The organism is Flammeovirga pectinis (genome assembly GCF_003970675.1).
Classification (GTDB): domain Bacteria; phylum Bacteroidota; class Bacteroidia; order Cytophagales; family Flammeovirgaceae; genus Flammeovirga; species Flammeovirga pectinis.
Window position 1 is genome coordinate 3614470 of record NZ_CP034562.1, and the last position, 14904, is coordinate 3629373.

Sequence of the window (14904 nt, forward strand, 5' to 3'; positions counted from 1 at the left end):
AAATGAGTAAAGAGCAAACTATACCCTTAAATTCATCTGAGAATATATTCAACACTTTTGAAAATGCATTTGAAGCTAGTGAAGTAGCTACATTTGGATTAAATAAAGATGGACAGATTATATTTTGGAATGATGCTATGCTTACGCTTACTGACTATTATCCAGAAGAAGTAGTTGGTAAACATTATTCTGATTTTATTCAGATTTTTCATCATGAAGATAGATTTTCTTTAAATGGCCTACTTCAATCACTTGCAGGGAAAATTACGACTAGGGAGGGTGATATTTACCAAATAAAAATTGGTGGTATTCCTTGTAGTTTTAATGACATTACCCATGTCTATATCTCTGTTCAAAATATTACTAAAGAAACATTCCATGTTCAAGAACTGGTAAAAAGTAATATTCTGATGAAAGAGCTTTTTGGTTCTTCGAGAGAAATGGTTGTTGTGTTTGATAGGCAAGGGAATATTAATTTTGCGAGTGAACCTTTTAAGGCATTAATCAAAATGTCTGATTCTGAAGTCCACAAGACTAAATTTGTAGACTTAATACCAAGTAATAACAGAACAAAGTTATTAATTGGTTTAAAAATGGCTGAAGAATCAATCATAGAACATCAGATGGAACTTACCATCGAAACGGAATCACAAAAAAGAGTAACCGATTGCCATATCTCTTATAAAGGTTCTTCAAAAAATTGCTACCGCTTACACCTTTTTGATATTACAGACAAAAAAAGAAAGGAAAGGGAGCAAGAAATAAGTATCACATTTGCAAAATTATTACAATCAAATTTCAAAATTCAAGATTTATACGAGAAGGTATATCTTGCCATGAAATTGGTTGTTGACATAGATAGTTTCTTACTTATTAGAGGTAAAGTTTCTGGTAACGGAATGTACATTGCTTTTAATAGTACAAATAAAACTGTTTTGCAGAAAGAAGAAATTCCTGCAGGCGACTTTGCTTTAGAGATGGTTAATGTATTGAATAGACCAATGTTTATGTACCGAGAGGTTATAGAACGATTGGCAAATCAGTACAATATAAAATTAGTCAATATTCCAGAAATATGGATGGGTCTTCCTCTGATTACTAATAATCAGAAAATGGGAATGATTGTCGTCCAATCTTTTACAGATAGAAAAGCTTTTAGCAAACCAGATCTTAATTTATTTGATCTAGCTACAGGCCTTTTAGCTGCCGCGATTATTAGAGATCAAAGTCAGTTAAAAGTAAGAGCACAAAGAGCACAACTCGAAGCTATTTTTGAAAGTGGTGCTCAAGCAATTTGGACTTTCAATAAAAAGGGAACCGTTACTCGTTTTAATCAACAATTTGCAGAATATATTAAGCAATTCTCTGACATTGAATTAATGCCTGGAATGAGTTTAATTAATATTATTCCAGAAAATCAAAGTTTTGATAATAATTGGGATTATATCTTAAAAGATGTTTTTGAAGGTAAAACGAAAACTTTTGAGCATAAATTTCTAACTCATATTGGAGAGGAACAATGGCACTCCATCACTCTAAACCCTGTAAGGATGCAAAGTGGTGACGGTGAAATTATTCAAGAGATTGCAGGTGTAACTCAAGATATTACACACAGGAAGAAAATGGAAATTCACCTTGCTGATAGTGAGGAACTCTTCCGTAATATTTTTGAGACACTACAGGATGTTTATTTCAGAACAAACCTAGAAGGTTACTTTACATTAATTTCTCCTTCGGTAAAAGATATGCTAGGAGAAGATCAATTAGATGTAGTAAATAAACATGTTACTGAATACTATTTGAGTGAGTCTAACTTATCTAGGTTAATGAAAGAATTAGCTGTAAGAGGATATGTAAAGAATTATGAAAGTACAATCAGAAATAAAAATGGAGACGTACGTTATATACTATCCAATTTTAGACTGATCTATAATAAAGATAAACAACCTACAGGAGTTGAAGGATTAGCAAGAGATATTACACCTATCAAACAATCTGAACATGATTTAAGAGAGGCAAAAGATCTTGCTGAAAAATCTTTAGAGGTTAAAAGGCAATTCCTATCAAATATGAGTCATGAGATCCGAACACCAATGAATGGTGTTATCGGTATGGTTGACTTGTTATCAACAACTCCTTTAAGTCAAGAACAGAAAAAGTATGTTTCGACTATCAAAAGATCGTCAGAAATATTACTTAATATATTAAACGACATTCTTGATTTATCTAAAATTGAGGCTGGCAAAATGGAATTACGTCCATTACCAATAGATATAAGAGTGACTATTTCTAAATTAATTGCATTGTTTCATCAAAATGCAAAAAATAAGAACACACACTTAATTTCTAATGTTACAGATACCGTTCCTCAAGTAATATTAGCTGATGAAACACGATTACTACAGATCTTATCAAACTTAACATCTAATGCAATTAAGTTTACCGATAACGGTACTGTAAAAATTAACGTTAATGGTGTCCAGAAATTTAATGGGATCTTTACGTTAATGTTTGATGTTATTGATACAGGATGTGGAATTTCTGAAAATGGACAAGCACAACTTTTCAAACAGTTTAGCCAAGTAGAAGACTCTTATAACAGAACTCAAGGAGGCACAGGCTTAGGTTTATCAATATCTCAGGAACTTAGTAACATGATGAATGGCGATATTGGGGTGGAATCTGAAATTGGTGTTGGTAGTACTTTCTGGTTTACAATAGAAATAAAAGAATGTAACCACCTTACACCTACTAATAATAGTGAAGAAGTTCAAGAGTTATTTTCTAATAGCATCAGAATACAAAAACCAAAAATTCTTATTGTTGATGACAATAGTGTAAACGTAATGGTAGCTGAAAGTATTCTGAAAAAAGCTGGATCTGTAACTTTCTCTGCTAATAGTGGTAATAGAGCTATTGAAATTTTAGAAGATGGAACACATTCTTTTGATGTCATTTTTATGGATATCCAAATGCCAAATATGAATGGTATGGAAACCACTAAAAAGATTCATCATTTATTCCCAGAATTAAAAGTTCCGATTATTGCTATGACGGCTTTTACTTTAGTAGAAGAACAAGCTGAATTCTTAAAAGCAGGAATGGATGGTTTCTTACCAAAACCTATTAAAGCACATGATTTATTACAAAAAGTAGAAGATCTTATTTCTAATAATGTTACTCCATCAGATGAAATTACTGAAGATATTGAAACTGAAGAAGTAACTGCCGATGAAGAGAATGAAGATGATATAAGAACAGATAAAGATTTTGACACAAATGGTCATGTAATTATTGATTATGGTGTAACTGCAGAACTTGCAAAATATGGTGGTGTAGAGCTTATCCAATTATCTTTTAATGACTTTATAAATGAGGGAGATAGTTTGATTAATGAGTTAATTGAAGCTAAAACTTCACATAATATCGAAAATATTCGTTCCATAATGCATACTTTTAAAGGTACAGCTGCTACTATTGGAATAATGAAATTAGCTGATAAAGCAAAAATATCTGAACAGAAACTTAAAGTAAACAACGAAGAAGGTCTAAATGAAGATGTAGATGATATTTTTGCCTTGTACAAAGAATTTAAAGTTACTTGGAACAAAAATTTAGGTAAATAAAATATTCTTAGATAACTTCATATTTTTAAAACCCTCTAAACGTTAATTAATGTTTCTTATGAAACAATTTTTCTAATGACTCGTTTGGCAAAAGAATTAATAAATTAATAATCATAACTATGAAAATAACTACAAAATTTGGAGGAGCTTTTGCTTTTCTGTTAGGATTAACTCTTTTCATGTCTGTTGATAGTTTCGCTCAAAATATTGATGTGAGAAAAGAAATTTTGATTAGCAAAGATTGGACAATTACTGAAGTTAAGCGTGATAAGCTCACAAAACAAGAGACTTATGCCTTAGACGAAGGAAATACATTGCACTTTTCTATCGATAAAAAATTCGGTTTTAAGAACAACAGCAACGAATATCTTGCTGGAAAATGGGTAATGGGTAGTAAGAAAGAATTATTACTTGTTCATGGTAAAGGCGATGGTTCTAGTGATACTGCATCTTCTAGATTCAAGATCGTAAATATTTCAGAATCCAAAATAACTTTAAAGAAACTTGACAAGCCTAAAGGTAAGTTTGTCTTACAATAGCTTTTAAGTATAATTACAATTAATACAATACAAAAAAAATGAATTTAACGAAGAGATTTACTTTTGCAGTAGCAATTCTTTCTTTAATTATAGTAGGATCTTGTTCTAGATCTGTAACTAGAGTAGACCCAAACCAAACTATTGATATTAGCGGTAGATGGAATGACACAGATTCAAGACAAGTATCTAAGGATATGATTTCTGATGTAATGAGTCGTCCTTGGTTACCAAACTTTGAAAACTCTAAAAATAAAAAACCTGTAGTAATTGTAGGTGGCGTTATTAATAAAAGCCATGAGCATATTGAGGCAGAGACTTTTATTAAAGATATTGAGCGTGAATTTATCAACTCTGGTAAAGTAAGAGTTGTAGAGAACGACCAATTCCGTGAGCAATTACGTGCTGAGCAACAGTCTCAACAAACAAATGCTTCTGAAGAAACGCAGAAGAGAATTGCACAAGAGTTAGGTGCTGACTTTATTATGTTCGGAACAATCAACTCTACAGTTGACGAACTTAAAAAAGAAAAGTTAGTAAACTACAAAATCAATCTTGAATTAGCTGATCTTGAAACAACTGAAAAGGTTTGGATCGGTGATAAAGAGATCAAAAAATATATCAAAAACTAATTTGATATTTTAAAAATACACCTCCCTAAAACCGTAATGGATTTTAGGGAGGTTCTCTTATATATAAACCAACATACTCAACTTTTTTCAGTATGATCTATCGTTTTTTAATCTGTCTAACATTAGTCTTTACCGTAGTAGCCTGCGCTCCAACATTCTATCAGAAAACGTACGAATTTAACAAAGCGTTATCTGAGAGTAATTATGATCAAGCAGCTTCTTTTATGGCTGCAAGTAAGAAAATGGAAACAGGACGCTTAGAGTTTCTATACTATGTAAACTATGGTATGGTTACTTCCCTTCAAAGAGATTTTGATCAGAGTAATCAATATTTCCAAAAGGCTGATATTTTTGTAGAGGATCATAAGAAAAGTGTTTTAGAAGAAGGTGGTGCTTTACTTCTAAATCCAAACTTAACAACTTACCCTGGCGAAGACCACGAAAAACTAATGGTAAACTATTTCAAGGCATTAAACTACCTTGAAATGAGACAATATAACGAGGCGCTCGTTGAATGTAAGCGTATGAATATCCGATTAAATCAGCTTTCTGATAAATATAAATCGGATAAAAAATATAAAAAAGACGCTTTTATCCATGTAATGATGGGTATTATCTATGAAGCATTCAACGATCCTAACAATGCATTTATCGCTTACCGTAATGCTTTAGATATTTACGAAAATGATTATGCAAGATTATTTAAAACTCCAGTTCCACAACAACTAAAGTTAGATTTAGTCAGAACAGCTCAGAAAACTGGTCTTTGGGACGATGCAGATAAATATGCGAAGAAATTCGGTATCGAAAACAAAAAGGATGACGCATATGCCGATTTAGTTCTTTTATGGAACAACGGTATGTCTCCTGTAAAAGATGAATGGGGAATTAACTTTGCGATCATTCAAGGTAGCAACGGATGGGTAACTTTTGTAAATAAAGATCTTGGTTTAACTTTCCCGTATTATGCAGGTAAAGACCAACCTTCTGTTTCTTGGATTAGAGCCGTATTCCCTAAATATGTAGAAAGAAAAAGTTTTTATAAAGATGCTGTTGTAATGGATAGTACTGGAAATAAATACGGTTTTTCTTTTGCTGAAGATATTAACGCAATTTCTTTCAAAGTTCTTGAAGAAAGAATGTTATTAGAATTTAGTAAAACATTATTACGTGTAGCTCTAAAGCAAAGTGTAGCTGCAAAAGTTTCTCAAGAGAATGAAGGATGGGGTGCTGCTTTAAGTATTATAGGTTCTGCAACAGAATCTGCTGATACAAGATCTTGGCAATCACTTCCTAAAGATATTTCCTATTCTAGAATCCCTCTTGTAGAAGGTCAAAGTTCTATAGAAATAGAACTAACTACTTTAAAAGGGACGAAAGAAAAGCGAACTATTCAGTTACCTAAATTTAATAAAGGAGAAAGAGTTGTATTACCATATTATACCCTTACTTCTTTTGATGCACAGACATCATCTCAATTTTAGTTAAAAGAATAACTACTTATTCACCTTAATTATTGAAGATAATTCGGCTTTCTTTCAGAAGTCAATTAATCTTATCACTTTTGTGATTCAATAATTAAGGTGTTTTTTTATATGAGTATTTCTGCAATTGAAAGCTTAGGCCTATTCTTAGCCTATGTAGTGTTATTATTTGTCATCTCTTTTTATTCTTCAAGAAGTAGTAGTACAACTACTTTTTTTACTGGAGATAAAAATTCCCCGTGGTATGCTGTAACATTTGGAATGATTGGCACCACCCTTTCTGGTATTACATTTATTTCTCTACCAGGAATGGTTAAAGCAGCTTCTTTTAGCTACTTGCAAATGGGGTTAGGGTATATTGTTGGCTATGTGGTAATAGCCTATGTTTTAATGCCTCTCTATTACTCCAACAATTTGATATCTATTTATGGTTTCCTCAACAACCGTTTTGGAAAAACTGCATATAAAACAGGCTCTTCCCTATTTATCTTATCAAGAGGTTTACAAGCTGCCGGTAAGTTATTTATAATGGCTACTGTATTACAAACCTTTATCTACGAACCGTTAGGAGTTCCTTTCTTAGTTAATGCGTTTATTTTATTACTGATTATTAGCTTATACACACTAAAAGGAGGTATAAAAACAATTGTTTGGACAGATATCCTACAAAGTGCTTTTATGCTTATTGCTGGTGTGTTGACAATTGTATTAATAACAAACACAATGTCGAGTTCAATGAGTGATATTTGGACAAAAGCTACTGTTGATACAAATTATACTCAAGTTTTATTCTGGGATATTAATGCTCCTAATTATTTTTGGAAGCAATTTATAGCAGGTGCTTTTATTGTGATTGTTATGACAGGTTTTGATCAGGATATGATGCAAAAAAATCTTACGATTAAAAAGCTCAAAGATGCTCAGAAAAATATGGTTATCTTCAGCTGTATCTTATTTTTCACCCTAGCATTATTCTTACTTTTAGGTGTTTATCTATATAGTTATGCAGACTTTATTCAATTAGACCTACCTAGTAAATCAGATAAAGTATTTCCATTAATTGCGCAGCAAAAGTTAGGTTTTGTAGGTGCTAGTATATTTTTATTAGGCGTAATTGCAGCGGCATTCTCTAGTGCAGACTCTGCTATAACATCACTAACTACCTCTTTTTGTGTAGATTTTTTAAATTTAACTGAGAGTAAAAAAACAGATGTTGCTAAAGAAAATGTAAAACGAATAACTCATTTTTCTTTTGCCTTCTTACTCTTTATTTTAGTTATCATTTTTGAATCAATAAATAATACAAACGCACTAGATACCATACTAAAAATAGCTTCTTATACCTACGGGCCATTATTAGGTTTATTCTCATTTGGTATATTGATGAACAAAAAATATCAACCAAGATATTATGTACTCATCTGTTTATTAGCACCAACAATATGTTATTTTATAAAAACTTACTCTACAGAATTACTAAATGGATATAAATTTGGATATGAACTATTATTACTCAATGGGTGCCTTACTTTTCTTGGTTTATTCTTAACTTCTAGAAAAGTAGAAGCGTAAACCAATAACAATCATTAAGTTAGATTAACTTAAAATTTGAACTTTTTATTGACGAATTGGGCCTAGATAACGTCTATACTAGAGAACTTACACCTTAAATTCTCTAATGATGAAATCAATAACTTTCCTTATCGTAACTTCAATGATTGGCATTTTATCATTTAATGCTTATTTCATAAATACACATTCAGGTACATTTATTAAGCCTAGTTCTGAAGAATTTGCAATGACGTATTTTGATGAACATGAAGAGAATAACCTTCCAGAAGTAAAAGGTTTAAATATTGATATTACCGAAACCATTGTTGGTAAAAAAGGCCACTTTGATAATGTTTTTCTTAAAATTACTAGTGTAAATAACTTACAGATTCTAGATATTAAATGCGATGGCCATGTTGTTAGAGCTGCAAATGATGGAGAGAGTATAGAAAATATAGATTTAGTAGGCTTAAATTTTCCTATTGAAGAACAAAAATCTGCCATTATTAACCTTAAGAAATTTATAAATACGCAATTAACAGAAACGGGAAATTACACTGTTCATGTTCAATTAAGTAGTCAAAATGATATTAATGGCAATCCACAGTTAATAGATAAAAAGATACATATTAGATTAATCTAAATAATCTATAAGGTGAGGTAGAAATACTTCACCTTTTTTTCTTCGTTGCGATATCGTTGCCATCTCTCTTAAAACCTGTAGTGTTTTTAACTCTCCAAAGTTTGGTAGTTGTAAAGCATAAAACTTAATTATAATATCCATCAATTGTCTTCTAAATTGAAGTGGAAATTGAGGTGCTGAATCATATGATGTGTTTAAAAGTTGATTAATAGCCTTGATGATGGATTGATCTTCATATCCAGTTACATCAGTTTCCTGGATCAACATTTCAGCATTTTCTATTCCAAATCCTAAATAGTTACTCAATCTCATCATAAATTGAAGTGTAAAGCAATTCCATTTAGATTCTAACTTATCTAATTCTATCATACTAAATGATAAAAATTCAAATATCTCTTTATTTCCTACTTCATCTTCTCTTAAAACCTTTTCTAAAAATTCAGTAATAAAAGTAAGAATCATAGATTTTTGAGGTATTATTCTAAAAGATAATAGTGGTTCTAATACCTGCACCTCTTTTACCATATTTAAATTATTAGAAGGGTTTTCGTACACCTCCATTGCTAATAAATTTAAGGGTTGATAAAACGACGCTTTATTACTTTTTTTACTAAAAGCTCCTTTTATTATGTAATCTCTTCTGCCAAATTCTTCTGTATACACATGTACAATCAAAGAAGATTCTCTATAACGAAGACTACTTAATGTAATACCTTTGGTTGACGCAATCATTGTGGTCCTTTTGAATGTGTTATAGTGAAGTTACATCACAATCCTTTAACTTTGTACTACCACGAATAATATTGTTCCTATTTATAGAACAATTTAAATAAGGATAGATTCTAATGATACCTCAGGAAACCGTAGAAGAAATAAAAAGAACGTTAGACATTGTTGAAGTTGTCGAAGATTTTGTTACTCTAAAAAAGAAGGGTAAATCTTGGATCGGACTCTGTCCTTTTCATGTCGATAGCTCACCGTCAATGTACGTAACACCAAGCATGAACCTTTATAAATGCTTTTCTTGTGGTGCTTCTGGAGATGCTATCAAATTTGTGCAAGAAAAGGAAGGTTTAAACTATGTTGAATCTCTAAAATATCTAGCAGCTAAATACGGCATTAAGATTATAGAGAAAAAACGTTCTCCTGAAGAAGAAGAAAAGCATAAAAGAAGAGAAAGCATTTACGTAACAATGAATTACGCTAAAGATTTCTTTATGCGTACAATGCAAACTTCTCAAGAAGGAAAATCATTAGGGTTAGGCTATTTTAAAAATAGAGGATACAACGGAGATACGATCAATAAATTTGATCTAGGTTATAGCCTTGACGCCTGGGACGCACTAGAAAAGAGTGCTTTTGAAAAAGGGTATACTGAAAAATCTCTAGAATTAGCAGGATTACGTTCTGAAAATGAAAAAGGGAAAAAATACGATCGCTTTAGAGGTAGAGTGATGTTCCCTATTCATGATCTTTCTGGACGTGTAATTGCTTTTGGTGCACGTACGCTTAAGAAAGACGGTAAACCAAAATATCTAAACTCTCCTGAAACTGAAATATACCACAAAAGTGATGCTCTATATGGTATCTACCACGCGAAAGATGCATTACGAATAAAAGATAGGTGTTACCTCGTTGAAGGTTATACAGATGTTATTTCATTAAATCAATCGGGAATTGAAAACGTTGTTGCTTCTTCTGGTACAGCATTAACAGAAGGACAGATTAAACAAATTAAACGTTTCACTAATAATGTAACGGCTGTTTTTGATGGTGATGCCGCTGGTTTAAAAGCCGCTATTCGTGGTGTAGACATGCTCCTTGAACAAGGTTTAAATGTTCGAGTTGTTCGTTTACCTGAGGGAGAAGATCCTGATAGTTATTGTACACAATTAGGAGGAACTAAATTTGCCGAATTTTTAAAAGATGCAGAAACAGATTTTATTCTTTTTGCTGCAAAACTTTATAATGAAGAAGCTAAAAACGACCCCCTAAACAAAGCTGAAAAGGTTAGGGAAGTACTTATGAGTATTGTCAAAATACCTGATACAATTCAGCAAGAGATTTTTATAAAAGAATGTGCTACTGTTTTCGATATTTCTGTTGATGGGTTGATTAAAGAACTCAACGCTTTAACAAAAAGAGAGATTGAAAGAATTGAAAAAGAAAAAACAAGAGCTAGACGTCCGTATGAAAATCCAAATGGAGCAGGATCAATTGGTATTCCACCAAGTACTCCTCCCCCAAACATGCCATCTGATTTACCACCACCTCCGATGGATAATTTTGGTGACATCCCTCCTCCATCATTTTCTCCTGAATTTGATATACCTGAACCTCATTTTGACGATGTAAATGGGTATCTACCTCCTTTAGGTCCTCAAGAAACAGTAAACGATAACAAAAAAGAAGAGCCTTCTTCAAGGTCGACAACGGGTAACCGTTTATCTAAATTAGGTATTCATGAAGAGGAATTTATTCGAATTCTATTACTTTATGGAAGTGCTTATGTAGACGATAAAGTTGGATATATCTATGAGTACCTTTTTAATGAATTAGGTTCAATGATGCTCGAAGATGAACTCTGCCAACAAATATTAGTTGATTATAAAAATGAAACAGCAATGGGAGAAGTTCCCTCTGTAAATCATTTCAGAGAAAAATATAGTAGTGAAAAAGACCGTAAGAATTTACAGCGAATCACGGATATAAACGAAGACCATAAACCTAGTGAAGAATGGTTTAAACGTCATAGAATTATGATCCCTACTATGGACGAAAACATTGGTAGATTAGCCTATAATTCATTATTACATTATAAACTTACGTACTTGTCAGACCTTATAGACCAATGTAATACGGGCTTATTAGAAGCTGAGAAAAATGGAAATGATGAAAAAATGATGGAAGCATTACAACTTTTAACCTTGCTAGTACAGCAAAGAACAGATATTGCAAAAGAATTAGGGATAACAATTAAGCTATAAATCAGCTTATTGACATAATTTCACCTCTATTTTTTAGAATACTTAAAGAATACATTTTATCTTTATCGCTTGTGTAGAATTATAGCTTAATGGAAATTACTATAAACCTACTTAAACTATAGGATACAAATAAAATATACTATACATCAATGAGTAATTATCAACTTTCACATTTGGACGAGTTGGAGGCTGAAGCAATTTATATACTAAGAGAAGTATTTGCTCAGTTCCAAAATCCAGCGCTTCTATTTTCAGGAGGGAAAGACTCTATTACTGTCGCTCACTTAGCGAAAAAGGCGTTTTACCCTGCTAAAATTCCTTTTACTTTTCTTCATGTAGATACAGGGCATAATTTCCCTGAAACAATCAAATTTCGTGATGATTTAATCAAGGAATTAGGCGTTCGTTTAGCAGTAGGTTCTGTACAAGAAGCTATTGAAGATGGTAGAGTTATTGAAGAAACTGGTGCAAATGCTAGTAGAAATGCTCTTCAAATTACTACACTTTTAGATATTACTGAAAAAGAAAATTTTGATGTACTAATTGGTGGTGGTCGTAGAGATGAAGAAAAAGCACGTGCTAAAGAACGTTTCTTCTCTCACCGTGATGAATTTGGACAATGGGATCCAAAACGTCAGCGTCCTGAATTATGGAACTTATTTAACGGAAAATACAGTCAAGGAGAACACTTTAGAGCGTTCCCTATTTCTAACTGGACTGAATTTGATGTTTGGCAATATATCTTAAGAGAAAAAATTGAGATTCCTTCTCTTTATTTAGCACACGAAAGAGATGTAATCTGGAGAGACAACACTTGGTTGCCTGTTTCTGAATTTACAGTACTTCGCGAAGGTGAAAAAATTGAGCGTAAGAAAATCCGTTTTAGAACATTAGGAGATATCACTATTACTGGTGGTATTGAATCTGATGCGGATACTGTAGAAAAAGTTGTTGAAGAAGTATCTGCTATGCGTCAAACTGAACGTGGAAACAGATCTGACGACAAACGTTCAGAAACTTCTATGGAAGATCGTAAGAAAGAAGGTTATTTCTAAAAATCACAAAGTAGCAACAAAGTGGAAATACTAAGATTTACAACAGCAGGTAGTGTCGATGACGGAAAAAGTACATTGATAGGCCGTTTATTATATGATTCAAAATCAATTTTTGAAGACCAATTAGAGCAAGTTTCAGCAACATCAAAAAGAAAAGGTCTAGAACATGTAGACTTATCTTTATTAACTGATGGTTTAAGATCTGAAAGAGAGCAAGGAATTACAATTGATGTAGCTTATAGATATTTTGCTACACCAAAACGTAAATTCATTATTGCAGATACTCCTGGTCATATTCAATATACAAGAAATATGGTTACAGGTGCTTCTACAGCCAACCTTGCCTTAGTTCTTGTTGATGCTAGAAAAGGACTTGTAGAGCAGACTCACCGTCATGCTTTTATTGCTTCTCTTCTTCAAATTCCTCACTTGGTAGTTTGTGTAAACAAAATGGACCTTGTTGATTATGATGAAGAAATTTTCAATAAAATTCAAGAAGATTTTAAAGAGTTTGGTGCTAAATTAAACTTGAAAGAAATTCGTTTTGTACCTATTAGTGCATTAAAAGGCGATAACGTAGTAAATAGATCAAAAGCTATGCCTTGGTACCAAGGTGAAACGTTATTACATACTTTAGAAACGATTTATATTAGTAGTGACAACAACTATATCGACCCTCGTTTTGCAGTACAAACTATTATCCGCCCTCACTCAGATGAGTACCATGATTTCCGTGGTTATGCAGGTCGTGTTTCTAGTGGTGTATTCAGAGTAGGTGATGATGTTGTTGCCCTTCCTTCTGGCTTTACTTCTAAAGTAAAATCAATCTTATCTTACGATAAAGAGTTAAAAGAAGCTTATCCTCCACAGTCTGTAACAATTACTTTGGAAGATGATATAGACATTTCTAGAGGTGACATGTTAGTTCGTCCTAACAATAAACCACAAGCAACACAAGATTTAGATGTGATGCTTTGCTGGATGGATGACCAACCGCCAAGACCACGTGCAAAATATATCTTGATGCATACAACTAACGAAGCTAGATGTATGATTAAAGACATTCAGTATAAAGTAAACATCAATACATTAAGCCGTATTGAAGGTGATAAATCTTTAGCAATGAATGATATAGCTCGTGTCAAAATTAGAACAACAAAACCAATCATGTCAGACCCTTACAAGTCTAACAGAGTAACTGGTTCAATTATTCTAGTTGATGAAGCTACACACAACACAGTAGCTGCAGGTATGATTAGAAGAGAAAAGTAATATTTTCTTTAAATAATACTAAAGGGGTATTTCTGATTAAGGTCAGGAATACCCCTTTTACTTTAATTCTAAAAAAGATTATACTATTCCGTGTATTTTCCCTATAAAATTGAAAGAACAATAAGTAAATTTATAATAGAAATAACTGAATAATCATCGTTTAGTTACATTGATTTAGAACCTAAAATAATTCATGTATCAAACTAATTGTCAATAACTTACGTAAGTAATAATATAATATCTCATAAAACTATCATTACCTCATTAAACACTATCATCTATGAAATCGACTAAAATTGCTTTAATTATCCCCGTTAACGAGAGCTTACCCCCTTATTTTAAATTATTTTTAGAGCATTTATCTTTCCAAAGAAATATTAATACTTTACTTATTGGTAAAATAGATATTGATCAGAAATTACTTCCTCCCAACGTTCGTAGTTTATACCACGACTTTAAGGGTGATGTGAGTATAGTACAAAGTATATTATCAAAAGAAACCGATTTTATCTTATCTCACAATTATTGGACTATTGGAAGTTTACATCATCTCTACGGGAATTTATACCGTTTTATATTTCAGTTAACTAAAGATAATCCAGATCAGTTTGAATTATCATCTGATAAGATAAAACTAACATTCTATAAAGCTACCTCTCAAATGCTTGAAAATGTTATTACTAATAATTTTCCAAATAAGTTAAAAATTAATGCTATTACAGATGTTGTAGCATCTATTGATAAAAAGCATATTTACTCTTTTAATCAGGGACGTATTTTTAATTACTTTAATAGAAGAGCCTATGCTTTTTTAGACTGTAAGAGTTTTAAAGAAGAAGTTTATTTTACTGCTACAAATTGGAAAACAATTCCACCTCAATTTTACATTACCCCTACTGGATTTTATTCTCTTAAAGAATTCCGTAATTATAAATCATTAAAGCTACAAAAACAGCTAAAAAATTTAGGGTTAAGATGCGTAACTTCTGTTAGAAAACTAATTGGAAACCAAGTTTTAGGATATCAATTACATTCTTCCTCTTCCCAACAAACACCTGATTAATCGCTTACATTTATTTGGCAAGTTATTTGATGTTTGTCGTAGATAAAATGTTAAT

Annotated in this window: 11 protein-coding genes; 10 read left to right on the forward strand and 1 reads right to left on the reverse strand. The window is 31.9% G+C overall.

What is annotated here, in order from left to right:
* The first annotated feature begins 2 nt into the window (after positions 1-2).
* The 6 genes from EI427_RS14565 to EI427_RS14590 all read left to right on the forward strand — a co-directional run bounded on the left by EI427_RS14565 (position 3) and on the right by EI427_RS14590 (position 8472).
* Positions 3-3626, forward strand: a complete 3624-nt coding sequence (locus EI427_RS14565; protein ID WP_126615891.1) for a PAS domain S-box protein — start codon at positions 3-5, stop codon at positions 3624-3626.
* A 119-nt stretch (positions 3627-3745) separates the two neighbouring features.
* Positions 3746-4165: a hypothetical protein gene (locus EI427_RS14570; protein WP_126615895.1), complete on the forward strand. Its 420-nt coding sequence runs from the start codon at positions 3746-3748 to the stop codon at positions 4163-4165.
* Between the two features lie 38 nt (positions 4166-4203).
* Positions 4204-4794: a penicillin-binding protein activator LpoB gene (locus EI427_RS14575; RefSeq protein WP_126615897.1), complete on the forward strand. Its 591-nt coding sequence runs from the start codon at positions 4204-4206 to the stop codon at positions 4792-4794.
* Between the two features lie 92 nt (positions 4795-4886).
* Complete coding sequence (locus tag EI427_RS14580; RefSeq protein WP_126615899.1) at positions 4887-6278, forward strand: COG3014 family protein; 1392 nt, start codon at positions 4887-4889, stop codon at positions 6276-6278.
* A gap of 111 nt (positions 6279-6389) precedes the next feature.
* Positions 6390-7850, forward strand: a complete 1461-nt coding sequence (locus EI427_RS14585; protein WP_126615901.1) for a sodium:solute symporter — start codon at positions 6390-6392, stop codon at positions 7848-7850.
* 106 nt (positions 7851-7956) lie between these two features.
* Entirely contained in the window at positions 7957-8472 is a 516-nt protein-coding gene (locus tag EI427_RS14590) for a hypothetical protein (RefSeq protein ID WP_170178480.1), read from the forward strand.
* On the opposite strand, the gene recO is transcribed toward EI427_RS14590, so the two are convergent.
* Positions 8464-9204 (reverse strand): DNA repair protein RecO, encoded by a 741-nt coding sequence (recO, locus tag EI427_RS14595; RefSeq protein ID WP_126615905.1) that lies wholly within the window; start codon positions 9202-9204, stop codon positions 8464-8466. The two genes, EI427_RS14590 and recO, sit on opposite strands and share 9 nt — an antisense overlap.
* A gap of 113 nt (positions 9205-9317) precedes the next feature.
* On the opposite strand from recO, the gene dnaG reads away from it, so the two are divergent.
* The 4 genes from dnaG to EI427_RS14615 all read left to right on the forward strand — a co-directional run bounded on the left by dnaG (position 9318) and on the right by EI427_RS14615 (position 14849).
* Positions 9318-11459, forward strand: a complete 2142-nt coding sequence (gene dnaG / locus EI427_RS14600; RefSeq protein WP_126615907.1) for a DNA primase — start codon at positions 9318-9320, stop codon at positions 11457-11459.
* Between the two features lie 149 nt (positions 11460-11608).
* Positions 11609-12514 carry a sulfate adenylyltransferase subunit CysD gene (cysD, locus tag EI427_RS14605; protein WP_126615910.1) on the forward strand — a complete coding sequence of 302 codons (906 nt, stop codon included), beginning with the start codon at positions 11609-11611 and terminating at the stop codon, positions 12512-12514.
* Positions 12515-12535: 21 nt separating this feature from the next.
* Positions 12536-13786: a sulfate adenylyltransferase subunit CysN gene (gene cysN, locus EI427_RS14610; protein ID WP_126615912.1), complete on the forward strand. Its 1251-nt coding sequence runs from the start codon at positions 12536-12538 to the stop codon at positions 13784-13786.
* A gap of 280 nt (positions 13787-14066) precedes the next feature.
* Positions 14067-14849, forward strand: a complete 783-nt coding sequence (locus EI427_RS14615) for a hypothetical protein (RefSeq protein WP_126615915.1) — start codon at positions 14067-14069, stop codon at positions 14847-14849.
* Positions 14850-14904 lie beyond the last annotated feature (55 nt).